Below are 25,074 nucleotides of genomic sequence, written 5' to 3'. Positions count from 1 at the left end.
AGAATGCAGTATTGTTTTGGCGTAGATATCGGAGGAACTACGGTTAAGATGGGGCTTTTCAGGACAGAGGGCACCCTTGTGGAGAAGTGGGAGATAAAGACCAGGACAGAAAACCGCGGAGAAGCGATACTTCCTGATGTCGCCGCATCCTTGAAGTCTAAGATGGAAGAAAAAGAGATAGGGCATCTGCAGATCGCAGGAATCGGGATCGGAATACCTGCACCGGTAGACGACCGCGGTATCGTTCAGAATACGGCAAATCTAGGCTGGGGCTATAAAGAAGTAAAGCGGGAGATGGGAGAACTTACCGGGCTGAAGGTTAAGGCAGGAAATGATGCCAATGTTGCGGCCCTAGGGGAGATGTGGCTCGGGGCAGGCAAGGGGCAGAAGAATATGATCATGGTCACCCTCGGCACAGGCGTAGGAGGAGGCGTCATCGTCAACGGCTGTCCGATCGTAGGAGAGAACGGCGCCGGCGGAGAGATAGGCCATATCTGTGTGAATTACGAAGAAGATGAGACGTGCGGCTGCGGCAGCAGAGGCTGTCTTGAACAGTACACGTCGGCTACAGGCATCACGAGACTTGCGAGACGGCGTCTGGAGAAGAACAGCAGTGACACAGTGCTGAAGAAGGAAAACTTAAGCGCCAAAGCTGTCTTTGACGCATTGAAGGAAGGGGACAAGGCTGCGGAGGAGATCGTGGAGGAATTCGGCACGTACCTCGGACATGCCATGGCAAATATGGCTGCGATCACCGATCCCGCTGTGATCGTCATCGGAGGCGGTGTCTCCAAAGCCGGAGACATTCTGCTTAAATATGTGGAAAAACATTTTAAGGAACGGGCCTTTTTTGCGAACAAGGAAACGAAGTTTGTGCTGGCAGAGCTCGGCAACGATGCGGGAATCTGCGGGGCGGCGAAGCTGATAATCGGATAGGAAATGTGCGGTATAAGATAAAATAAAAGCATCTGATATTTTTTCAGATGCTTTTATCTTTTTACATATATTTTATTTGTTATGCTGTATTCTCGGAAACAGACGTCAAGGCGTTGAGGGCGTCGACGGATCTACCACCGGCGGGTTTGGATCTACCGGCGGATCCACAGGCGGTGTCGGTTCAGGATCTGTGGGGGGCGTCGGTGTAGGAGTCGGCTCCTGAGTCCCGCCGCCCTGGTTCGGATCTGTCGGAGTCTGTGTATTTGCGTCCGGATTATCGGTTGTATCCTTATCGTCGGTGTCGTCTTCCTTCGGCGTTGTATCTACATGGCCAGGACAAGACTCTGTCGGTGCGGTATCCTTCGCGAAGTATTCTGTTATCGTCGGGCAGCCCGGCGCCGCAAGCTTTCCTGTTCTGGTACATACCGTCTTCTTCTCGATGGAATTTGGCATTTCAAAGTCTTTGTATTCCAGGTTGGCATGGATCCGGCTCATAATGCCGCGCCATATACGGAAGCGGAAATTCAAGTCATAGCCGTTTACTTTTCCGTCGTCATACCCGCCCCATACGGCACAGGTGTAGTATGGGGTAAAACCGCAGAACCAGAGGTCCTTGTTGGAGTCTGTCGTACCTGTCTTACCGGCCACCGGCATGTTGTCGAGCCGGCAGGCGGTACCGGTACCGCTCTCTACAACCGTTTCCATCGCGCTTGTGAGAAGAGCGGCCGTGCTGTCCTTGAGGGCCGTGTGAGATTCGCCGGCGCCTTCCAGAAGCACATTACCGTCGTGGTCAAGTATCTTTGTGTATAAGGTAGGCGTATTGTATACGCCGCCGTTGGCGATCGATGCATAGGCAGCACAGAGCTGGTAGTTATACACACCTTTGCTCAGACCGCCGAGAACGAGAGTATCATATACATCGTTCTGCGGGTCCAGCGAAGTGATGCCGAATTTTTCTGTACAGTATTCATATCCAAGCTTTGGAGTTATCGCTTCTATCGTCTTAACCGCACATACGTTGACGGACCATTGTATCGCTTCCCTCATTGTGATATCGCCGCGGTGTGTTGCGCTGGCATTTTTCAGAGGCGTACCGTCGCGGTACGTATATGGTTCGTCTTTTATGATCGTGGCCAGCGTCTGTCCCGCGGAATCGAGTGCAGGCGCGTAGCCGGCAAGTATCTTGAATGTAGAACCGGGCTGCCTTGGGGAGCCTTTATACGCACGGTTCAGGCTTCGGCTCGTTGTTTTGGCGCCCCGTCCGCCTACCATGGCTTTGATCTGTCCTGTGTACTGGTCCATGACGGTCACTGATGCCTGCGGCTGAGGGGAAATATTGATATACTCGTCGTATGTGTCGCCCTCCTTGGCGATGGTCGCTTTCCATTCTTCCACCATGGCGCGCGCTTCATCCTCGCTGGAGTAGAGAAGCCCCTGTTCTTTGCCGTACGTTTCTTTTACATACTGTTTGATATGTCCGGAACTGTAGTTCTCCACCGTTCCGTCCGCCCGTGTAACAGTGAGGGCGTAATCGAGACCGTATTCTTTCAGCCCCGGATAGTTGGAATCGTTGTTCATCTCTTCGTCACAGATTTTCTGCATATCCAGATTCTGTGTGGAGTAGATGCTCAGGCCGCCGCTGTAGACTGCATTGTATGCCTGCGTCTCCGTATAGCCGAGCTGGTCTATCAGATCCTGTGTAACCTGATCCGCGAGCGCATCCACAAAGTAGCTGTAAGGAGTGTCGTCAGTCTCAGAGTTGTTTACCGTCTGAATACGGGAATAAACATCGTCTGCCTTTGCCTCGTCGTACGCGGCCTGGTCGATATATCCCTGGTCCAGCATATTTTTTAACACTTTATCCCGACGTTTTGCGTTCAGTTCCGGATTGGTGATCGGATTGTAATCCGACGGATTCTGCGTGATGCCTGCGATCACCGCGCTTTCGGACAGCGTCAGTTCAGACACATCCTTGTTAAAATATCTCTTGGCCGCGGACTGTACTCCGAGACAGTTCTGGCCGAGGTTGATCGTGTTCATATAGCTTTCCAGGATCGTATCTTTGTCCATCTGTTTTTCAATGGCCACTGCGAGATACTGTTCCTGAACTTTACGTTCCAGCCTGTCAAAGAAGGTTTTCTCTTCCGTGAAGTTGGGGAAGACATTGTTTTTGATCAGCTGCTGGGTGATGGTGCTGGCGCCTTCTGAGAAGTTGCCGCTCGTCAGGCCGACCACTGCGGCTCTGGCGATACCCTGGAGGTCGATTCCGTTGTGGTTGTAGAAACGCTCGTCCTCGATCGCTACAAAGGCATGCTGCAGATCCTTCGGCACTTCGTCTATTTTCTTATATATACGGTTGGCACCCGAAGCGACAAAACGTTCGATCTCCGTCTTATCGTCGTCGGCATATACCATGGTCGTAAAGCCTTTTGGCTGTACATCAGCCGGGGATACGTCCGGGGTGTTGTCTAATATTTTCTTCAGGAACAGTCCGCCGCCGATGACGCCGACGACTGCCACAACAAGCAGGCAGAGCAGAAATGCTTTAAAAAGTCTTACACCAACTCTTTTTCCCTGCATGGTTGATTTGGACGTTATTTTTTTTTGCTTCTGCGAAGCTTTCTTTTTACCATAATTCATGAATGTCTGCCTCCTTCATACCAAGTCATTATAGCAAATATAGTAATTGAAATAAAGAAAAAAATGAAAACTTCATATTTCAGTAGGAAAAACTTAAGAAATTCGCTATAGTATTAGTTGAACCAGTATGTAATATGAAAGAAAGGTGCAAAGTATGACGAAAGAGTACAGGACAGTTTACGAAGGCGGAGAGGGGGAGGTCGTGGAGAAGAAGTCCCGTTTTATCGCTTCTGTCAGGCCCGTCTCCACGGAAGAAGAAGCGCTGGCTTTTATTGAAACGATAAGAAAGAAGCACTGGAACGCCAGTCATAACTGCTTTGCGTATGTGATCGGAGAGAGGTCTGAGCTTGCCCGGTACAGTGACGACGGAGAACCGGGGGGAACAGCCGGAAAGCCGATGCTCGACGTACTGAAAGGGGAGGCGCTCTGCAACACTGCTGTAGTAGTGACCCGTTACTTCGGAGGAACGCTTCTTGGAACAGGCGGGCTTGTGCGCGCATACTCACAGGCTGTGAAGGAAGGCCTGGCCTCTTCTGTAATTATAACCAAAATTCGGGGGGTTAAACTTAAGATCGCAACAGATTATACCGGTCTCGGTAAAATACAGTATATTCTCGGGCAGAATGGGCTTAAGATCCTGGAATCTGAATATACGGACAAAGTAGAAATCCATGTACTTGTCCCCGGGGAAGAACTTGAAGCTGTATGTTCAGAGATCACGGAAGGGACAAACGGACAGGCATCGCTGGAAGCAGGAGAGAGCTGCTGGTTTGCACAGATTGGCGGACAGCCGGCAGTGCTGGAAGGATAGAAGTACAAAGAGAGGGCGGACAGGTTTTAAACCTGTCCGCCCTCTCTTTGTATCACATACATTTCACTGGTGACGCTCTGTTCTTATATTTTACTGGAACTCCGGCTCAATGAGGCCGAAGGTTCCGTTTTTCCTTCTGTAGACTACATTTACTTCATCGGTATCTGCATTGCAGAAAACGAAAAAGTCATGGCCGAGCAGATCCATCTGTATGCATGCGTCTTCCGGGTACATTGGTTTGATGCCGAAACGTTTGGTTCGAACGATCTTCACTTCATCATCATCTTCTGTAGCATATTCACTCTCGAAAAATTCCTGGCGGAAGTTGCCGCCTTCCTGATGTCTTGCGACCAATTTGTTTTTATATTTGCGAAGCTGGCGTTCAATAACCTCCTCCACTAGATCAATAGAGACATACATGTCACTGCTTACCTGTTCAGAACGGATGATATTTCCTTTCACAGGGATCGTTACCTCAATCTTCTGACGTTCTTTTTCCACACTTAAGGTAACGATGATCTCCGTATCGGAAGTAAAATACTTCTCTAATTTCCCCAATTTGTGCTCCACGGTCTCCCTTAAGCCAGGTGTTACATCGATGTTCTTTCCGCTAATAATAAACTTCATGCTGTCCAACTCCTTTTCGACATAATTTCAGATGTCTATAGTCTGACAATTCGGTCTTTAACTAATAATCTATCTGATATATGTAGTATAACATGTTTGGACACTAATGTATAGAACGTATTACCTCAATTCTCGAAATTTTTCCTTCATGCATCTTCGCGACTCTCAGGCCGAAGTCGGAAAAGTATACACAGGCGCCCACGCCTGTCTCGATCTTATATTCCAGAAACTTCTGTTCGATGACGCTGAGCAGAGTTTCATTCTGTTCATGAGGTATACTGATGCCGAGAATCTTGTTTACTGTTTTCACCCGCGTACTTGCGCGGAAGATGATCTCGTCAGCCACGTCGAACTCACAGAACAGATACTTGCGTGTGGCAAACAGCACCGCAATGGCGCAGACTCCGATAAGGCTGCTCCAGACAGAAGAGTGGTCTATGATGATCTGTCGTGCTATGGCGAACAGCAGCACTTCAAATACTGTGTTCGGAGTGTGGTAATACATCATTCTTATGAGCTCGACCCCGATGATGAGATTAAAGCATGTTTCAAGCAGATCGTTGTAGTTAGGCCACACGTCCAGATTTGGAATGTGGATCATCGAGACTGCCATGCGCAGGCAGAGCAGGATGATCCCAAGCGCCAGCATGAGCGATATGAAAAATTCAAGTGTTACCGCCAGTCGTTTTAAAAATTTAGCGACATAGTGCTTCATATAGTTCCCCCTTCAGGTCGGTTTTCATCGTATGTACGGCATATCGTTTCAGACCTTGCGGCCGGAACCGTCTGCGTACATTACAAGTATAAATTATCCCCGGGATTTTGCCAAGACCTAAAAAATGGGATTATGAATGCCGCCTTCCCAACCGGGTGAAGATACACGGGTAGAGGACGAGCACCCACAAAACGAGCACAAAATATTCGGCCATTTTGGCGATAATGGATGCTCCGAATATGAGAGGAAAGCCTTCTTTTATTAAGAGTGTAAGGCCAAGGCCTGCAATGAGTTTTACCGCCTGACTGCCGAATTGGCCGGTGTGTGTGTCGAAATCAAGCCGTGTCCGTTCAATATAATAGCCGAGCGAAAATCCGAGTCCGGCGCCTGCGGCTTTACAGCAGTCCAGGGCATATTCCATGTCGATGGTGCCGCGGCTTTTAAGGAGGAGGGCATAGGCTGCCACGGCGAGGGACAGGGCGGCCAGCACAGCGGCGGTCTGTTTCACGTACTGCGTACTGTCCAGAAAAAACCGCTGAAAATGCCAGATCATACAGGAGACGGCGACAGAGAGGAGCATGGATACGATCACATCCTTCGGTGTGTGGACGCCCAGGTACATTCTGGAGAAGCCGATCAGTATAAAGGCGAGAACACATAAAAGCTTCCGCCACGTGTTCTTAGTCCTGAGCGCAAGTGGAAAGAACAGGCAGGCAGCGCCCTGTGTGTGTCCACTTGGAAAGGAATAGCCTGTGGCGCCGGGGACGGCGCTTTCGACGGCTTTAAAAGAAGGGTCGATCACCCAGGGCCTTGGGACGCGGAAGGTGATCTTCAGGCTCTGTACGAGAAGGCCGGCGGTAAAATAGGTAAAGCCGAGCATATAAGCAAAGCGCTTATCCGCGCACCAGTAAAGGGCGCAGATAACCGCTATGATAACAATTTCCTGTCCAAAATAAGTGATAAACTGCATCAGTCTGTCAAGGAAGGGTGTTCGGATTCCTTCCAGCAGCGATAAAAAAGCCATTATTTTATTCCTCTTTTTCTCATTTTCGGATCTAATATTTTCTTGCGGATCCTGAGATTTTCAGGAGTTACCTCCAGAAGCTCATCCGTATCGATAAAGTCGAGGGCTTCCTCCAGGCTCAGCACCTTTGGTGACGTCAGGCGGAGAGCTTCGTCTGCCCCTGAAGAACGGGTGTTGGTCAGATGTTTCATTTTGCAGACGTTCAGCTCAATGTCTTCCGCCTTGCCGTTCTGTCCAATCACCATGCCGGAATATACCTTTTCGCCGGGTCCGATAAAAAGCGTTCCCCGTTCCTGGGCGCTGAACAGGCCGTAAGTGACTGACTCTCCTGTCTCAAACGCGATGAGAGAGCCCTGTTTCCTGTACTGGATGTCACCTTTGTACGGCGCGTATCCGTCAAATGACGTGTTCAGGATGCCGTTGCCCTTCGTGTCGGTGAGAAACTCGCCGCGGTAGCCGATGAGACCGCGGGCCGGTATGGAGAATTCCATGCGCGTGTACCCACCGTTGGACGTACCCATGCCGCGCAGCTCCCCTTTTCTCTGTCCGAGCTTTTCGATGACAACGCCGGTAAATTCATCCGGTACATCAATATATGCAGCTTCCATCGGTTCTAATAACTTGCCGTGTTCGTCTTTTTTATACAGGACCTCCGCCTTGCTCACCGCAAATTCATACCCTTCCCGGCGCATGTTCTCAATGAGGACGGACAGATGGAGTTCACCCCGGCCGGATACCTTAAAGCTGTCGGTGCTGTCAGACTCTTCCACGCGGAGACTGACATCTGTGTTCAGTTCCTTGTAGAGTCTGTCTCTCAGATGCCGGGAAGTTACAAACTTACCTTCCTGTCCCGCAAACGGACTGTCGTTTACGATAAACTGCATGGCGATGGTCGGCTCCGATATCTTCTGAAACAGGATCGCTTCCGGGTTCTCAGGTGAGCAGAGTGTGTCTCCGATCGATATGTTGGAGATCCCTGAGATCGCCACGATTGAACCGATGGTCGCCTCTTTTACATCCACCTTGTTAAGCCCGTCAAATTCATACAGCTTGCTGATGCGCACCTTATCTTTCCGCTCCGGGTCGTGGGCATTGACGACGACCATATCCTGATTCACCCGGATCGTTCCGTTGTCTACCTTGCCCACGCCGATGCGTCCGACGTATTCGTTATAATCGATCGTGCTGATCAATACCTGGGTATCTGCATCAGGGTCACCTTCCGGGGCGGGGATGTAGTCAAGTATCGTCTCAAACAGCGGAAGCATATTCTGCGGGCTGTCGTCCAGTTCCACGAGCGCGTAACCGGCTTTGGCGGAAGCGTAGACAAACGGACAGTCGAGCTGCTCGTCGTCGGCATCCAGGTCGATAAAAAGCTCCAGCACTTCATCGATCACTTCCTCGGGGCGCGCCTCGGGACGGTCGATCTTGTTGATACATACGATGACCGGCAGCTTTAGTTCCAGTGCTTTTCTGAGCACAAACTTCGTCTGAGGCATAGCGCCCTCAAATGCATCCACTACAAGGACGACACCGTTTACCATCTTCAGTACACGTTCTACCTCACCCCCGAAATCAGCATGTCCGGGTGTGTCGATGATATTGATCTTTGTTCCTTTATAGTAAACGGCCGTGTTTTTGGAAAGGATGGTGATCCCCCGTTCCCGTTCGATGTCGTTAGAATCCATGACACGTTCCTCTACATCCTGGTTTTCACGGAACACACCGCTTTGCTTTAACAACTCATCTACAAGAGTTGTTTTTCCGTGGTCGACATGGGCGATAATGGCTATATTACGTATATCTTCTCGTTTTGTTTTCATAAATATTTCCCTTTTCCTGTACGATTTCTACCTATTTATTATATACAACTTTATTAGTTTACCACATTTTGCAGAATTTACAAGTACTCAATCGCTTATAGATGATGTCAATATGATATATGAAAATTATGAATAAGCAAAAATATTGATACTTTCAAAAGATATGATATAGTAAAAAACGGACATTAGGGATGGAAGAGGAGGAAGAAAATGGAACTGAAATGGAAAACAAAAGAAGTAGTGGTCGTAGCAATGGTCGCAGCAGTGATAGGTGTCGTATACACGATAATGGATTATCTTTATATGCCGCTATCCTCTCTGCTTGGGCCTGTGTTTATGGAATTGACGTTCGGCATATATCTGCTGTCGGCGTCCCTGCCGATGTATATAGTACGCAAGCCGGGATTTGCACTGTTCGGTGCGCTCGTCACGGCATTTGTGAATCTGCTGCTTGGCAGCGCCTACGGCATCCAGCTTATCCTTGCAGGCACGCTGCAGGCAGTCGGAATGGAGATCGGCTATGCGGTCTGTAAGCGGTACGGGGGAAATATGGCAAATATGACAGTGGGCGCTGTGCTCGGCGCGCTCTGTGTGCTCGGAAGAGACTGTGTCGTTTTCGGTTATCTCACGTTAGGGGCAAAGACGTTTACAGGTATTGTGATCGTAAGGCTTATAAGTGCGGTAGTCATCGGGATCATTCTGACGAAGGGCATTACGGCAGGGCTTAAAAAGACTGGGGTTCTGCGTGGTTTTAAATGCGCGCAGGTATAGCCGGTATGGAGCAGATGGTACATAAAAAAATAGTGGAAATGGAAAATGTAAGCTTTGTCTATGACGGGGAAGAACTCCCCGTATGGCAGGGCTTAAACTGTTATTTCGAGGAAGGTACGGTCAATCTGCTGCTCGGGCCGAGCGGCTGCGGAAAGAGTACGCTTCTCTATATGCTCAACGGGATCATTCCCAACTTCTATGAAGGAAAAGCCGAAGGACATATCTGGTTTAAAGGGGAAGATATCCTGACGAAAAGGACGAAAGACATGGTACGCCACATGGGCATGGTGTTCCAGAATCCGGAGACACAGTTCTGTACATTTACAGTAGAGGACGAGATCGCTTTCGGGCTGGAGAACGAGAACACGCCGCAGGAGGAGATGGACCGCCGTATAGATGAGGCGCTCGGCATGGTCGGAATGAGAGCCTTGCGCAGCACTCTGCTCACAAGCCTTTCAGGAGGACAGAAGCAGAAGATCGCCATTGCATCTGTCCTTGCGATGCAGCCGGAGATCCTTATACTCGACGAGCCGACGGCCAATCTCGACGCGGCAAGCAGGTCGGAAGTCTTTTCGCTTCTTGGGCAGCTTGTGGGCAGATACGGCAAAACGATCATACTTGTAGAACATAATCTGGAGCATCTGCTCGATAAAGCAGGTCATGTGATCGTGATGGATGGCGGGAACAAAGTATGTCTGGAAGGCAGCGCGCCTTCTGTCATCCGGAGTCTCGTGTACGATGAAAACTACCGCGGCCTCAACATTTTTCTGCCGGAGAAATATCTTATCATGAAAGAGTGGATAAACGCGCTGGATCATATTCCGCAAGTGAGGAACTTTCAAAAACAGCAGCTTCTATGCGGGGAAGGGGACATATTGCCCGTAAGACGGTTCGCAGAACTTTTGCGGGAACTGGCGGTGTTTCCGCCTGCCGACAGGAGCGCCGCCGTGTCAGCGCGTGCGCGGGAGAATGTGGTAGAGGCGAACAGCCTCGCCTATGCATACGGCGGACAGGCAGACAAGGTATTAAAAAGTGTTGACGTTGAGATCGGAAGAGAGGAGTTCGTCGCTGTCGTGGGGGCCAACGGGGCCGGCAAGTCTACTTTTCTCAAAGTCTTGTTCCGGGTGCTCTCCCCGTACGGCGGTTCCGTCAAGGCGGACGGCAGAGAGCTTGACTGCTGTGACAAAAAGCGCCTGTACCGTGACTTTGGTCTCGTATTTCAGAATCCGGAGGACCAGTTTGTGACAAACAATGTTTTTGACGAGCTCATGTTCAGCCTGAAGAAGAACGGAATGGATGAGACGGAAAAGAAAAAGCGGGCCGCCGGCATGCTGGAGAGATTTCACCTCAGTTCCGAGAAGAACAAGAGCCCGTTTCTTCTGAGCCAGGGACAAAAGCGCAGACTGAGCGTTGCGGCCATGCTGCTCACCGGACAGAAAGTCCTCATACTGGATGAACCTACTTACGGGCAGGATTTCGACAACCAGAGGGAGCTTATGGAACTGATGCTGGAACTGAACCGGGAAGGGGTCACGATCATCGTCGTCACTCACGATATGACGCTTGTGGCCGACTACGCGAAAAAGGTGGTCGTGCTCGCAGACGGACAGACAGAATTCTGCGGCGCGCCTGAAGACATCTTCCGTGATGCGGACGCGGTCAGAAAAGGAAAGCTTGAGGTCCCGTCTGTCTGGCGGTTTTCGGAAGAACTTCACAAATATGCGGAAGAAGTCCCGCTTTTCGTCAGCAGAAAGCAGATGACAGATTACTTGATCCGGTGTGTAAAGGAGGCTTGAACATGTTCACATATGAATGGAGGGATTCGTTCCTTCACAGAAGGAATCCGCTTATAAAGCTATGTCTCATAGTTATTGTCACTATACTGATCAGCCTGTCCCTTTATCCGGTGCTGCCGCTATGTACCTTTCTGATGGCGCTGCTCCTCGGCTGCATCGGTGGGAAGATCCCGCCGGGGATCATACTGAGGAAAATGCGGGTGTTTCTTGGAATAGGCATTGCCTTTATAGCGTTCATGCTCATCATGAAAGGAATCGACGGAGGAGGAGATGCCTGGCATATATGGATATTTCACTGGAGCAGCAGTGATCTTATCAGTATATTGTCGCTTGGGATGAGGATCATATCTATCTCGCTTATGTCGCTTCTGTTCGTCCTTACAACAGACCCGAACGATCTCGTGCTGAGTCTCATTCTGCAGATGGGCCTGTCCCCGGTACATGGTTACGCGGCGCTGGCTGCCTACCGTTTCCTTCCGACGCTTCAAAGCGAGATCGAAAGTATCAGGCTGGCGCAGGAGATACGGGGGATCGAGTGGGACAGGGGCCTGATAAACCGGCTGAGCACGCCGTTTCGCATCATGCTTCCGCTGCTGTGCAGCGCGGCCAGAAGAGGAGAACGTGTGGCCGCCGCCATGGAGAGCAGAGGACTCGGCGCGGGCCGCGCAAGAAGCTATTACAGGCAGACAAAGGTAGAACGGGCGGACTGGCTCTTTGCAGCCGGTACGTGTCTCGTATATATCGTACTGACCGCTGTTCTTATCTACATCGGAATGTTCCGGTTCAGTTTTGGATTTAATTTAAAATGACAGGAGAAAAGATTATGCCGTTTAAAAGTGAAAAATTAACATATGGACTTCCGCAGGATGCGTATGAGCGGGACAAGATGAAAGCGCTGGCCGACGATCTAAAAGAGGCGGCGGGGTTAAAAAAACAACTCGTGGGAGTACAGTTTTTCTTTGAGAAGGAAGATTACGATGCCTGTGAGGTCCCGGAGATCAAAGGAGGAGCGCCGTACTGCGTCATGGTCCAGAAGGCTTCAAGAGGAATGGAATTTAAGTCCCGCCTCGCCAATCATAAATGTGACGGGGGAACAACTGCCCTTGCACTGGAAAAAAGTACGGACAGGATCGAGAGCGGTACAGAATATTTCTCTTATAATCTGTACGATTCACCTGCGGCGGCGAGAAGGCTCAGGAACAGTATCAAAAGTCTGCACGCGTACCAGCCGCTGACGTATGGCATCGTTGTACGCCCGTTTGTAAGCTGTACAATGCAGCCGGACGTCATTATCGCGATCGTCAATGCGTACCAGGCGATGCGTATGATCCAGGGATATGAATATGATTCGGGAATCAAGCCCAAGATCGACATGGGAGCAATGCAGGGGATGTGTTCAGAGGTGACGGCAGTCCCGTATATTACAGGTGAAATGAACGTCAGCGTGCTCTGCCCGAGCACAAGAATGCTCTGCAGATGGGAGGACTCGGACATGGCAGTTGGAATCCCGTTCCATCAGTTTGAGAGTATCGTAAAAGGAATTATGGCAACAAAATATTAAAAAGTAGTTCTAAATCAGAATCTCCCTTCATAGACTAAATAGTGACCGTGAAATACGATTCAGAGGAAGGGAGATTGTAAAATTATGTCAGATAAGATTATTGAAAACAACCAGGTAACTATTATGGGAGAGGTGGCAGGAGACTTTTCATTCAGCCATGAAGTGTTCGGCGAAGGATTCTACATGGTGGATGTACTCGTAAAACGCCTCAGCAACTCCGAGGACAGGATCCCGCTCATGATTTCCGAGCGTCTCATCGACGTGACCCAGGACTATACGGGGGAATTTATCATGGCAAGCGGCCAGTTCCGCTCTTATAACAGACACGATGAACAAAAGAACAGGCTCGTGTTATCCGTATTCGTAAGAGAAGTGTCTTTTATAGAGGAAGAACTGGACGGAGCGAAGACAAACAGCATCTTCCTGGATGGTTACATATGCAAGCTGCCGGTGTACAGAAAGACGCCGCTTGGAAGAGAGATAGCGGACCTTCTGCTGGCCGTGAACAGGCCATACGGCAAATCAGATTACATACCGTGCATCTGCTGGGGCAGAAATGCCAGATTCGCGTCTACTTTTGAGGTGGGAGAGCACGTGCAGATCAACGGAAGGATCCAGAGCAGGGAATATGTCAAAAAGCTTACTGAGACAGAGACTCAGAAGCGCATTGCGTACGAGGTGTCGGTCAGCAAATTAGAATGTGTGGATGAATAGAGGTGCACGAACCTGACAAGAGACTTTCATTGACATATAATTGTATTAATGATAAAATTTTTATGAATCTAAATAATACATATTGGTGAAGGTCAGGAGGTTTAATATGGCTATATTTAAAGGTGCCGGAGTGGCGATCGTCACACCGTTTAATGAGGACGGAAGCATCAATTATGATAGACTGGATGAGTTGATCGACTATCACTGTAACAATGGTACAGATAGTATTATTATATGTGGTACTACCGGGGAATCTGCCACAATGACAGAGGAAGAGCATCTGGAATGCGTGAAGTTTGCGATCGAGCGCACAAAGGGCAGGATTCCGGTCATTGCGGGGACAGGTTCAAATTGTACCAGGACAGCGGTAGATATGTCAAAAGACGCAGCCTGTTATGGGGCGGACGGCCTGCTTCTTGTGACGCCTTATTACAACAAGGCTACACAGGCAGGGCTTATAGCGCATTACAAGGCAGTTGCGGAGGCTGTGTCGGGAACACCGATCATTATGTACAGCGTTGCCAGCAGGACGGGATGTAATATCGAGCCGGCTACAGTGGCAGCATTGGTAAAAGAGACAGAGAATATTGTGGGAATTAAAGAGGCGTCCGGAAATATTTCGCAGATCGCAAAGATCATGTCTATGACAGACGGCAGGATCGATCTGTATTCCGGCAATGACGACCAGATCGTACCGCTCATGTCGCTGGGCGGAATAGGTGTTATTTCAGTGCTTTCCAATATTGCGCCGCAGCAGACGCATGATATCTGCGGGAAGTTTTTCAGCGGTGATATACAGGAAAGCGCGAAGCTGCAGCTCAAGGCGATCCCGCTTGTGAACGAGCTTTTCTGTGAGGTAAATCCGATTCCGGTCAAGAGGGCTATGAAGCTCATGGGAATGGACTGCGGTCCGGTCCGTATGCCGCTCACAGAGCTTACGCCGGAACATGAGAAGACGCTGGCACAGGCGATGAAGGATTACGGAATCAAAGTAGTATAATATAGATAGTTACGTTTTGTGAAAAGGATATCATATGTTGAGTTTGTCTTGCAGATATGATATCCTTTTTTATAATGTTATACATATTATAAATAAGAAACTTTTGGTTGTACAGACGGGTGAAAGGAGATTTGAAAAATGGTCAGAGCGATAATGCACGGCTGCAACGGCAGGATGGGGCAGGTCATAACAGGACTTATCAATGAAGACGAAGGGATTGAAATTGTTGCGGGAATTGATGCATACACCGGAAGGGAAAATGCATATCCTGTATTTGAATGTATAGATAAATGTGATGTGGAGGCGGATGTGGTCATAGACTTTTCCAATGCCGCAGCTGTGGACGCGCTTCTTGGTTACTGTGCTAAACAGAAGCTTCCGGTAGTGCTCTGTACGACAGGGCTGTCCGAAGAACAGCTGGAGAGGGTGGAGAAAGCGTCTGAGAAGACAGCCGTACTCCGGTCTGCCAACATGTCTCTTGGGATCAATCTGCTTCTGAAACTAGTAAAGGACGCGGCCAGGGTGCTTGCGGGCGCGGGCTTTGACGTGGAACTGGTGGAGCGTCATCACAATCAGAAGGTGGACGCTCCGAGCGGGACGGCGGTCGCGCTGGCGGATTCCATCAATGAAGCCATGGACGATGCATATACATATGTATACGACAGAAGCCAGGTGCGCGAAAAGAGGGACAAGAAGGAACTTGGCATCTCAGCGGTGAGGGGCGGAACGATCGTGGGCGAGCACGAGATCATTTTTGCAGGCGCCGACGAGGTAGTAGAGTTCAAGCATACAGCATACTCCAAAGCCATATTCGGTAAAGGGGCGGTGGAGGCCGCAAAATATCTGGCAGGGAAGCCGGCAGGGCGGTACGACATGTCGGATGTGATCGTGTTTTAAACAGGATGAGATGGGAGGAGTTATGAAAGAGTTAGAGGAGAGATATCTGGAGAGACTTTCAGAATTGTATCCGACTATTGCAAAGGCGTCTACGGAGATTATCAATCTGCAGGCGATCCTGAACCTGCCGAAGGGGACGGAGCACTTTCTCACTGATATTCACGGGGAGTACGAGGCGTTTTCCCATGTGCTCAAAAACGGCTCTGGTTCCGTGCGCCGTAAAATTGATGATGTTTTCGGAAATACAATGAGCAGCAGAGACAAACAGTCTTTTGCTACTCTTATTTATTATCCGGCGGAGAAGATGGAACGGGTGAAGAAAGAGGAGAGCAATATGGAGGACTGGTACCGGATCACGCTGTACCGTCTCATCGAGGTGTGTAAGCGGGCCGCCAGCAAGTACACGCGCTCAAAGGTTAGAAAAGCGCTGCCGCGGGATTTCGCCTATGTCATCGAGGAGCTCATTACAGAGAAAGCGGAAGTGACGGACAAGGAATCTTACTATAACGCGATCGTAAACACGATCATCAGGACAGGCAGGGCGGAGAAGTTTATTGTCGCCATGAGTGAGCTGATCCAGCGCCTTACTGTGGATCATCTGCATATCGTCGGGGATATCTATGACCGGGGGCCGGGACCGCATGTCATCATGGAAAAACTGATGGAGCACCATTCAGTCGATATCCAGTGGGGGAACCACGATGTGCTCTGGATGGGCGCCGCGGCGGGCCAGAGAGGCTGTATTGCCAACGTGATCCGTATCTGCGCAAGATACGGCAACCTGGATATTCTGGAGGACGGATATGGGATCAATCTTCTGCCTCTGGCTACTTTTGCCCTGAACACGTATGAGGACGACGCGTGCGGCTGCTTTAAGCTGAAAGGCGAGCCGAATTACAATCCGAATGAAATGCTCATGGATATCAAGATGCACAAGGCAATTTCCATTATCCAGTTTAAAGTAGAAGGCCAGATCATAAAAAAGAACCCGGGCTTTAAGATGGAAGACCGGAATCTTCTGCATCATATTGACTATGAGCGGGGAACAATAGAGATAGACGGTAAAGAGTATGAACTTCTGGACCGGAATTTCCCGACCGTCGACCCGAAGCATCCATATGTTCTGACGAAGGAAGAAGAAGACATCATGGAGCGGCTGGAACAGGCGTTTCTGCACTGTGAAAAGCTTCAGAGACATATGCGTTTTCTATTGAATAAGGGGAGCCTGTACAAGGTGTACAACAATAACCTGCTGTACCACGGCTGTGTTCCGCTGAAAGAGGACGGCGCGCTGAAGCCGGTCCGTCTCTTCGGGCGTTCCTACAAGGGAAGAAGTCTCTATGAAGTGCTGGAGAGCTATGTCAGAAAAGGTTTCTATGCACTGGACGAAAAGGAAAAGGAGCGGGGTAAGGATATCATGTGGTACATCTGGCTCCATGAAAATTCTCCGCTGTTTGGCAAAGATAAAATGGCAACTTTTGAACGTTATTTTCTTGCGGACAAAGAGACGCACAGGGAGAAAAAGAATCCTTATTATTCCATGCTTCAGGATGAGAAGGTGGTAAACCGGATCCTGGCGGAGTTTGGTCTGCCTCCTGAGGGCACGCACATCATAAACGGACACGTGCCCGTGAAGTCAAAGGACGGAGAGAACCCGGTGAAATGCCAGGGCAAAGTGCTCGTCATAGACGGAGGATTCTCCAGGGCATATCAAAAAGAGACAGGGATCGCCGGGTACACGCTGATCTATAACTCTTACGGCCTTATCCTTGCGGCGCATGAGCCGTTTGAGTCCACAGACGCGGCTATTGAGAAAGAAAGCGATATACACTCCGACAGCACGATCGTAAAACGAGTGGTGCAGCGCAAGCTCGTAGGCGACACGGATGTGGGAAAAGAACTGAAAGAACAGATCGCGGACCTGGAAGTGCTGCTCGCGGCATACAGAAGCGGACGCATTGCGGAACGAATGTAAAAATATGCCATCGCCCCTCGTGCATATATTTCTATTATCTGCAAATATTACTAGCAACAAGTAATACTTGATTTAATATGAATATACATGAAAGGGAGATTATAACATGAAACAGTTCAAAAAATTATTAGTTTTGCTTATGTGCACAGGCGTGATCATGGGAGTGACAGCATGCGGAAGTGACAAGGACGCTGCGGATAACGGAGCGACAAATAACACGACAACAGGAAACAACACAGGTGAAGCCAACGATACCAACACGAATGATGCCACAGACGGCACACGCGACGAAGGTGTTGCAGATGAGATCGGCGACGACGTAAAAGACGGTATGGACGATATCGCAGACGACCTTGACGGCGACAATAACCGTGACAAGAACGCTACAGACAAGAATGCAAACGACAAAGATGTAAAAGGTGGTACAACCGACAATACGACAAAGAACAGCAATAAGTAATGTCTGTATCATGATGATAACGCAGGGAGGCGGACCGCCGGAGACGGCAGGTCTGCCTCTCTGGCGTCTGTGGAGAAACGGCCGCCGGATCTTACATGATGGTAAAAGCCTTTGTTTCCATTGGAAATTGTGATATAATCTAAAACTATAAATAATGATATGCCCTTCTGTTTGAGGGCGGCAAAGGAGATACATAAATATGGCGAAAGAATTACTGATGGGTAATGAAGCGATAGGCCTCGGGGCCATCCGCGCCGGCGTAAATCTTGTATCCGGTTATCCGGGAACGCCGTCTACGGAGATTCTGGAGACCGTTGCGAAACATAACAGCGGAGGCAGGATACATGTGGAATGGTCGGTCAATGAAAAGGCTGCCCTTGAGGTGGCGGCCGGCGCGGCCTATGCAGGCGCGCGCACGCTGGTCACGATGAAGCAGGTAGGACTTAATGTGGCGTCCGACCCTCTTATGAGCCTTGCTTATGTGGGGGTGAAGGGCGGTATGGTCATCGTGGCCGCGGATGATCCGGGACCGATATCGTCCCAGACGGAACAGGATACGAGGTGCTTTGCGGCCTTTGCCAAGATACCTGTATTCGACCCGGTATCTCCCGAGGAAGCGTATGAGATGGTGGGAGACGCGTTTGCGTATTCGCAGCAGTACGGCACGCCGGTACTGCTGCGGCCGACGACACGCGTCTGTCATGGCTGTGCAGCGGTAGAGCTGGCTGAAGCTGCGGACGAAAATGTACCGGAAGGATTTGTAAAGGATACGGGGCGCTGGGTCATATTTCCCCGTCTGTCCTATGAGAACCACAGGAAGATAGAGAAGCGGAATGAAGAACTGTCCCGGCTTTTCTCTTCCTGCAAATATAATGCGGCTGAGGGGAAGGGGACTTTAAAAAAGGCAGTGGCAGCAGGCGGTGTCAGTTATGCCTATGTCAAGGAATCCCTGCCGGAGGATGTGAAGCTTCTGAAGATCGGAACACCACATCCGTTTCCCGAGGCGCTGGCGGAGGAGTTCCTGAGAGGGCTTGAGGAAGTGCTTGTCATTGAGGAGCTGGACCCGGTGATCGAGAAGGAACTTTTGAGAATTGCCGGCAAATATCATCTTCCGGTGACTATAAAAGGGAAACTTACCCATGACACAAAAAATGCCGGAGAAAACAGCGTGGAGAGTGTGCGGGATGATCTGCGCCGGTTCCTGCCTGACCATGAAGAACTGCGGGCCGGAAACGCAGACGCCGCCGCAGAAATGCCGCCGCTGCCTGTCCGGCCGCCGGTTCTGTGCGCAGGCTGCCCGCACCGCGCGTCGTTCTATGCGGTCAAGAAGGCGGCACACGGGAGAAAGGCGGTGTTTTCCGGTGATATCGGCTGTTACACACTCGGTAATTCAAAGCCGCTTGACATGGTGGACACGTGTCTCTGCATGGGAGCAGATGTGACGATTGCCCAGGGATTACATATCATAGAGCCGGATGCGGTGAACTTTGCCTTTATCGGCGACTCAACTTTCTTTGCCTCAGGTATGACCGGAGTGGTAAACGCAGTATATAACCAGACAGACATCGTTCTTGTCGTCCTGGACAATTCCACCACGGCCATGACAGGCCATCAGCCCCACCCGGGCACCGGAACGACGATGATGGGAGAGACCGTTGCAAAAGCAGATATCGGGAAGATCCTGGAGGCGGTCGGCGTGCGCAAAATTGTGAAGGCGGATCCGCTGAAGCTCGGTGAAGCCGTCGCTGCTGTGGAGGAAGTGATAGACGAAAAGGGCGTGCGTGCGGTTATCTTCAAGTCTCCGTGTATTGCCGTCACAAAACCCACGTCTCTTTACCGGGTGGCAGAAGATGCCTGTACGTCGTGCAGACAGTGTATCAGGGAGCTTGGCTGTCCGGCCATTGTAAACGCAGACGGGAAGGCGGCCATAGAACCGTCGCTTTGTTTCGGCTGCGGTATTTGTGCCCAGGTGTGTAAGTTCGGGGCAATTCAGGAGGTGGAGTAAGATGAATAAGAATTGTTTGCTTTGCGGCGTAGGCGGACAGGGCGTTGTCCTCGCCTCCAAACTGATCGCGTACGCGGCCATGAATAAAGGGCTGGATGTACGGACGACCGAGACGATAGGAATGGCGCAGAGAGGCGGCTCAGTGGTGAGCCATGTGCGCATGGGGAAAAAGATCCACTCTCCGCTCATTCCGCACGGAAGTGCGGATGTGATCCTGGCATTTGAGCCTGCGGAAGCAGTGAGAAATCTGCCTTATCTGAGGAATGGCGGACTGGTGATCGTCAATAAAAAGGCGGTGAAGCCGGTAACTGCCACATTGAGCGGGAATGACTATGATGGAGGCGGGATGCTTCAATATCTGAAAGAACATGCCGGGCAGCTTTGCATCGTGGACGGGGAAAAACTGTGTGAGGAGGCCGGTTCGGCAAAGGCGCTCAACGTAGCGCTTCTCGGGGTGGCCGCAAAGAGCGGGGCGCTGGACATCACACTGCCGGACATAGAGTCGGAGCTCAGGAAACACATCCGGCCGCAGTTTGTTGATATAAATATGAAAGCATTGTCCCTCGGCGCAGAGGCGGCATGTTAAAAATATATGGACAGCCGGAAGACCGGAGAAAGGATGTAAAAAATAATGCAGATGACTGAATTACAGTTCAAGCTCATAAAGGAGAACTTGAGGCTTCTGACCTCCAAGCCGTGCTTTTACAAAGAGAAGCTTACCGGGATCGATATCGAGTCCATACAGTCACAGGAGGACTTTGAAAAACTTCCGTTTACATGGAAGGGAGATCTGAGGGAAGCGTATCCGCTCGGCCTTCAGGCTGTGCCCGATGAGGAGATCGTCAGGATCCATTCTTCCTCGGGGACGACAGGGACGCCTATTATCATTCCCTATACACAGAAGGATGTAGATGACTGGGCGAAAATGTTTGCCAGATGTTACGAAATGGCCGGCATCACGGCGCTGGACCGCATACATATCACGCCGGGTTACGGGCTGTGGACGGCGGGGATCGGATTTCAGCTCGGGGCAGAACTGCTCGGCGCGATGGCGGTCCCGATGGGTCCCGGCAATACGGATAAGCAGCTCCGCATGATGCGCGACCTGCAGTCCACTGTTCTGTGCGCTACGTCCTCCTATGCGCTCCTTCTGGCGGAGGAGATCGCAAAGAGAGACATGACAGACAAGATATACCTGAAGAAAGGTGTTATCGGCTCCGAGCGGTGGGGGGCGAAGATGAGAAAGCGCATCGCCGACGAACTTGGCGTTAAGCTCTATGACATATACGGGCTCACGGAAGTGTACGGTCCGGGTATCGCTATGAGCTGCGACTGTGAATGCGGCATGCATTACTGGGACGACTATGTATATTTTGAGATCGTGGACCCGAAGACGGGAGAGAATGTGCCGGACGGAGAGATAGGAGAACTCGTCGTGACGACGCTTCGCAAGCAGGGGGCGCCGCTCATCCGCTACCGTACCCATGATCTGACGAGATTCATCCCGGGCAGCTGCCCGTGCGGTTCCAAATACCCGAGGATCGATACGCTTATCGGGCGTACAGACGATATGGTGAAGGTAAAGGGAGTGAATATCTTCCCGAGCCAGATCGAAGATATGCTCAAAGGGGTCAAGGAGGCCTCCAGCGAGTATCAGTTCATGCTGGATCATATGAACGGCAAAGACGTGTGCACGCTGTTCGTGGAAGTGAACAAAGGCGTGGAACTCAAAGAGGCGGCAAAGGTGATCCAGAAGGAATTCAAAGAAAAGATCGGAATCACTACGAATGTGAAGCCGGTTGCCATCGGAGACCTTCCGCGCAGTGAGAAGAAATCCACAAGAATATTCGACAACCGGTATTAGGAGGAAAAGATGCGTTTTCGACCATGTATAGACATACATAACGGAAGAGTAAAACAGATCGTGGGCGGAAGCCTGACAGATAAAGAAGACCGTGCGGTGGAGAATTTCTCCGCCGCGCGGCATGCGGACTATTATGCCGGACTGTATAAAAAGGACGGGCTTGCAGGAGGACATGTGATTCTGCTGAACCCTGCGTCCTCAGACTACTTTGAAGCGACAAGGCAGCAGGCGGTGTCCGCGCTCGGGGCATATCCGGGCGGGCTGCAGATCGGCGGCGGCATCAGCGCCGCGAACGCAGAGGAATACATCGGACTTGGCGCGAGCCATGTGATCGTGACATCCTATGTATTTAAGGACGGAAGGATCCGCTGGGATAGGCTCGGGGAACTTAAGCGGGCAGTCGGAAAAGAACATGTGGTGATCGACTTAAGCTGCCGCAGAAAAGACGGGGCATACTATATTGTGACGGACCGGTGGCAGAAGTTTACCGATGTGGAGCTGAATCCGCATATTCTCGATGAGATCGCAGCATACTGCGGCGAGTTTCTCGTGCACGGGGTGGATGTGGAAGGGCGCGCTTCCGGTATGGAGGAAGGGCTTGTCAGGATGCTCGGCGGCTGGGGCGGGATTCCTGTGACTTATGCGGGAGGCATCGGAAGCCTTGAGGATCTGGAACATTTCCGGGAGGTGTCCGGCGGCAGCGTGGACTTTACAATAGGAAGCGCCCTGGATCTGTTCGGCGGGAAAGTGCCGTATGATACGGTGAAACGATACAAATGACGAGTAAATTAACAGTTTGTGAACTCTTTATAAACGGGTTGAATTGGAGTTTGTATAGTGCTAGAATGAGGGATAGAGTAAATTTACGGACAAGGAGTAAACACGCAGTATGGGTTTAATACAGAAAATATTTGGAACACACAGCGAGAACGAGCTGAAGAGGATCTATCCGATAGCGGACGCTGTCGAGGCTCTGGAGCCTGAGATACAAAAGCTCTCAGACGGCGAGCTGAGAGATAAAACACGGGAATTCAAAGAAAGGCTGAAGGAGGGAAAGACGTTAGACGACATTCTTCCGGAGGCTTTTGCTGTTGTCAGGGAAGCGGCGGTGAGAACACTTGGGATGAAACATTACAGAGTGCAGATCATCGGCGGTATCATCCTGCACCAGGGACGTATCGCAGAGATGAAGACCGGTGAAGGAAAGACGCTTGTGTCTACGCTGCCTGCATATCTGAACGCCCTGACAGGCGAGGGCGTCCACATCGTCACGGTCAATGATTACCTGGCAAAGCGTGACGCCGAATGGATGGGGCAGGTTCACGAATTTCTCGGCCTGAAAGTGGGCGTTGTTCTCAACAGCATGGATAACGATGAGCGCCGGGAAGCTTATAACTGTGATATTACCTATGTGACGAACAATGAACTCGGATTTGATTATCTGAGAGACAATATGGTCATCTACAAAGAGCAGCTCGTCCAAAGAGGGCTTAAATTTGCCATCATCGACGAGGTCGACTCTGTATTGATCGACGAGGCGAGGACTCCGCTCATCATTTCCGGACAGAGCGGCAAATCCACAAAACTGTATGAGGCGTGCGACATTCTTGCCCGCCAGCTGGAACGAGGAGAGGCGAGCGGTGAATTTTCCAAGATGAACGCCATCATGGGGGAGGACATTGAAGAGACCGGCGACTTTATCGTCAACGAAAAAGAGAAAAATATCAATCTGACCGAGGACGGCGTAAAGAAAGTAGAGAAATTCTTCCATATAGAGAACCTTGCCGATCCGGATAACCTCGAGATCCAGCACAATATTATACTGGCGCTGCGGGCGCATAACCTCATGTTCCGTGACCAGGACTATGTCGTGAAGGACGACCAGGTATTGATCGTGGATGAATTTACCGGCCGTATCATGCCGGGACGGCGTTACTCCGACGGGCTCCACCAGGCGATCGAGGCGAAGGAGCACGTCAAGGTGAAAAGAGAGAGCAAGACGCTGGCGACGATCACGTTCCAGAACCTGTTCAATAAATTTGACAAGAAATCCGGTATGACCGGTACCGCGCTCACAGAAGAAAAAGAGTTCCGTGACATTTACGGCATGGACGTGGTGGAGATACCTACAAATGTGGCAGTGCAGAGGATCGATCTGGAAGATGCCGTATATAAGACACAGAAGGAAAAGTTCCGGGCAGTGTGCGACGAGATAGAAGAGGCGCACGCAAAACACCAGCCGGTGCTCGTCGGTACGATCACCATTGAGACTTCCGAACTTCTGAGCAGTATGCTGAAAAAGAGGGGCATTCCCCACAATGTTCTGAATGCCAAGTATCATGAGCAGGAGGCTGAGATCGTGGCCCAGGCCGGTATCCATGACGCAGTGACGATCGCCACCAACATGGCGGGGCGTGGTACTGATATCAAACTGGACGACGAGGCGAGAGCCGCAGGAGGCCTGAAGATCATCGGTACGGAGCGGCATGAGGCAAGGCGTATTGACAATCAGCTGCGCGGCCGTTCCGGACGTCAGGGTGACCCGGGCGAATCGAGGTTCTACATCTCTCTCGAGGATGATCTGATGCGCCTGTTTGGTTCCGAGAGGCTTATGAACGTATTTACGACGCTTGGCGTAGAAGACGGGGAACAGATTGAACACAAGATGCTCTCCAATGCCATTGAGAAGGCACAGCAGAAGATCGAGAGCAACAACTTCGGTATCCGTAAGAACCTGCTCGAATATGACCAGGTCATGAATGAGCAGAGAGAGATCATATATGAAGAGAGACGCCGCGTACTGGACGGCGAGAATATGCGTGATTCTATCTTCCATATGATAAATGATTATGTGGAGAATGTAGTTGATATGATCGTGTCGCCTGACGATGAGCCGGAAGACTGGAATCTCCAGGAACTGAATATGACGATCCACAATGTCGTTCCGATGGAGGCCGTCACGGAGGAGGATGTCAAAGATATAAGCCAGAAGGAATTAAAGCATCTGCTCAAGGAGCGGGCGGTGAAGTCTTATGAGCTTAAGGAGACAGAGTTCCCGGAACCGGAGCATCTGCGTGAAATAGAGCGGGTCGTGCTTCTTAAGGTGATCGACGCCAAGTGGATGGACCACATCGACGATATGGATCAGCTGCGCCAGGGGATCGGACTGCAGGCTTACGGCCAGAGAGATCCGAAGGTAGAGTACAAGATGCTTGGCTATGATATGTTCGGGGCCATGACAAAGAGTATCACAGAAGACACGATACGCACCCTGTTCCATGTACGGATCGAACAGAAAGTAGAGCGGGAGCAGGTGGCGAAAGTGACCGGTACAAACAAAGACGAGAGCGCGGCGCATGAGCCGAAGAGGCGCGCCGAGAAGAAAGTATATCCGAATGACCCGTGCCCGTGCGGAAGCGGAAAGAAATACAAACAGTGCTGCGGGCGCAAATAAA

General features: G+C 50.7%; 21 protein-coding genes. 16 read left to right on the top strand and 5 right to left on the bottom strand.

Features of this window, described 5'->3' with window-relative positions:
• Positions 1 to 3 precede the first annotated feature (3 nt).
• Complete coding sequence (locus LAJLEIBI_RS11770; RefSeq protein WP_006442292.1) at positions 4 to 936, top strand: ROK family glucokinase; 933 nt, start codon at positions 4 to 6, stop codon at positions 934 to 936.
• Between the two features lie 105 nt (positions 937 to 1,041).
• Here LAJLEIBI_RS11770 and LAJLEIBI_RS11765 read toward each other — a convergent pair whose 3' ends face one another.
• On the bottom strand, positions 1,042 to 3,576 hold the full coding sequence (locus LAJLEIBI_RS11765; protein WP_006442291.1) for a transglycosylase domain-containing protein: 2,535 nt from the start codon (positions 3,574 to 3,576) through the stop codon (positions 1,042 to 1,044).
• 154 nt (positions 3,577 to 3,730) lie between these two features.
• On the opposite strand from LAJLEIBI_RS11765, the gene LAJLEIBI_RS11760 reads away from it, so the two are divergent.
• On the top strand, positions 3,731 to 4,387 hold the full coding sequence (locus LAJLEIBI_RS11760) for a YigZ family protein (protein WP_006442290.1): 657 nt from the start codon (positions 3,731 to 3,733) through the stop codon (positions 4,385 to 4,387).
• 90 nt (positions 4,388 to 4,477) lie between these two features.
• Here the strand turns inward: LAJLEIBI_RS11760 and hpf are convergent, their stop codons facing one another.
• From hpf to typA, 4 genes are all read right to left on the bottom strand, one after another.
• Positions 4,478 to 5,014 carry a ribosome hibernation-promoting factor, HPF/YfiA family gene (gene hpf / locus LAJLEIBI_RS11755; protein ID WP_006442289.1) on the bottom strand — a complete coding sequence of 179 codons (537 nt, stop codon included), beginning with the start codon at positions 5,012 to 5,014 and terminating at the stop codon, positions 4,478 to 4,480.
• 103 nt (positions 5,015 to 5,117) lie between these two features.
• Complete coding sequence (locus LAJLEIBI_RS11750; protein ID WP_006442288.1) at positions 5,118 to 5,729, bottom strand: hypothetical protein; 612 nt, start codon at positions 5,727 to 5,729, stop codon at positions 5,118 to 5,120.
• Positions 5,730 to 5,859: 130 nt separating this feature from the next.
• A complete protein-coding gene (locus LAJLEIBI_RS11745) occupies positions 5,860 to 6,753 on the bottom strand; it encodes a phosphatase PAP2 family protein (RefSeq protein ID WP_006442287.1) in 894 nt (297 codons plus the stop codon).
• Positions 6,753 to 8,576 (bottom strand): translational GTPase TypA, encoded by a 1,824-nt coding sequence (gene typA, locus LAJLEIBI_RS11740; RefSeq protein ID WP_006442286.1) that lies wholly within the window; start codon positions 8,574 to 8,576, stop codon positions 6,753 to 6,755. Before typA ends, LAJLEIBI_RS11745 begins: the two co-directional genes overlap by 1 nt.
• Positions 8,577 to 8,786: 210 nt before the next feature.
• Here typA and LAJLEIBI_RS11735 point away from each other — a divergent pair, with 210 nt between their 5' ends.
• The 14 genes from LAJLEIBI_RS11735 to secA all read left to right on the top strand — a co-directional run bounded on the left by LAJLEIBI_RS11735 (position 8,787) and on the right by secA (position 25,073).
• The gene (locus LAJLEIBI_RS11735; protein WP_006442285.1) at positions 8,787 to 9,347 is read left to right on the top strand and encodes an ECF transporter S component; all 561 of its coding nucleotides are present in this window, start codon (positions 8,787 to 8,789) and stop codon (positions 9,345 to 9,347) included.
• Positions 9,332 to 11,143, top strand: a complete 1,812-nt coding sequence (locus LAJLEIBI_RS11730; protein ID WP_006442284.1) for an ABC transporter ATP-binding protein — start codon at positions 9,332 to 9,334, stop codon at positions 11,141 to 11,143. Before LAJLEIBI_RS11735 ends, LAJLEIBI_RS11730 begins: the two co-directional genes overlap by 16 nt.
• Positions 11,144 to 11,145: 2 nt before the next feature.
• The gene (locus LAJLEIBI_RS11725; protein ID WP_006442283.1) at positions 11,146 to 11,952 is read left to right on the top strand and encodes an energy-coupling factor transporter transmembrane component T family protein; all 807 of its coding nucleotides are present in this window, start codon (positions 11,146 to 11,148) and stop codon (positions 11,950 to 11,952) included.
• A gap of 14 nt (positions 11,953 to 11,966) precedes the next feature.
• Positions 11,967 to 12,704, top strand: a complete 738-nt coding sequence (locus LAJLEIBI_RS11720) for a DUF169 domain-containing protein (RefSeq protein ID WP_167534342.1) — start codon at positions 11,967 to 11,969, stop codon at positions 12,702 to 12,704.
• An 84-nt stretch (positions 12,705 to 12,788) separates the two neighbouring features.
• Entirely contained in the window at positions 12,789 to 13,418 is a 630-nt protein-coding gene (locus tag LAJLEIBI_RS11715) for a single-stranded DNA-binding protein (protein WP_006442281.1), read from the top strand.
• 106 nt (positions 13,419 to 13,524) lie between these two features.
• On the top strand, positions 13,525 to 14,418 hold the full coding sequence (gene dapA, locus LAJLEIBI_RS11710) for a 4-hydroxy-tetrahydrodipicolinate synthase (protein WP_006442280.1): 894 nt from the start codon (positions 13,525 to 13,527) through the stop codon (positions 14,416 to 14,418).
• A gap of 138 nt (positions 14,419 to 14,556) precedes the next feature.
• Complete coding sequence (gene dapB / locus LAJLEIBI_RS11705) at positions 14,557 to 15,315, top strand: 4-hydroxy-tetrahydrodipicolinate reductase (protein ID WP_006442278.1); 759 nt, start codon at positions 14,557 to 14,559, stop codon at positions 15,313 to 15,315.
• A 22-nt stretch (positions 15,316 to 15,337) separates the two neighbouring features.
• Entirely contained in the window at positions 15,338 to 17,290 is a 1,953-nt protein-coding gene (locus LAJLEIBI_RS11700) for a fructose-bisphosphatase class III (RefSeq protein ID WP_040434749.1), read from the top strand.
• Between the two features lie 106 nt (positions 17,291 to 17,396).
• Complete coding sequence (locus tag LAJLEIBI_RS11695; RefSeq protein ID WP_006442276.1) at positions 17,397 to 17,750, top strand: hypothetical protein; 354 nt, start codon at positions 17,397 to 17,399, stop codon at positions 17,748 to 17,750.
• 199 nt (positions 17,751 to 17,949) lie between these two features.
• Positions 17,950 to 19,755, top strand: coding sequence for an indolepyruvate ferredoxin oxidoreductase subunit alpha (gene iorA / locus LAJLEIBI_RS11690; RefSeq protein WP_006442275.1), 1,806 nt, complete (start codon positions 17,950 to 17,952; stop codon positions 19,753 to 19,755).
• A gap of 1 nt (position 19,756) precedes the next feature.
• A complete protein-coding gene (locus LAJLEIBI_RS11685; RefSeq protein WP_006442274.1) occupies positions 19,757 to 20,341 on the top strand; it encodes an indolepyruvate oxidoreductase subunit beta in 585 nt (194 codons plus the stop codon).
• A gap of 45 nt (positions 20,342 to 20,386) precedes the next feature.
• Complete coding sequence (locus LAJLEIBI_RS11680) at positions 20,387 to 21,619, top strand: phenylacetate--CoA ligase family protein (RefSeq protein WP_006442273.1); 1,233 nt, start codon at positions 20,387 to 20,389, stop codon at positions 21,617 to 21,619.
• Between the two features lie 9 nt (positions 21,620 to 21,628).
• Positions 21,629 to 22,399 (top strand): phosphoribosylformimino-5-aminoimidazole carboxamide ribotide isomerase, encoded by a 771-nt coding sequence (hisA, locus tag LAJLEIBI_RS11675; RefSeq protein WP_006442272.1) that lies wholly within the window; start codon positions 21,629 to 21,631, stop codon positions 22,397 to 22,399.
• Positions 22,400 to 22,508: 109 nt separating this feature from the next.
• On the top strand, positions 22,509 to 25,073 hold the full coding sequence (gene secA, locus LAJLEIBI_RS11670; protein WP_006442271.1) for a preprotein translocase subunit SecA: 2,565 nt from the start codon (positions 22,509 to 22,511) through the stop codon (positions 25,071 to 25,073).
• Position 25,074 lies beyond the last annotated feature (1 nt).

It is taken from the genome of [Clostridium] hylemonae DSM 15053, from assembly GCF_008281175.1.
Lineage (GTDB): Bacteria > Bacillota > Clostridia > Lachnospirales > Lachnospiraceae > Extibacter > Extibacter hylemonae.
This window is presented reverse-complemented; position numbering and strand designations above follow the sequence as displayed.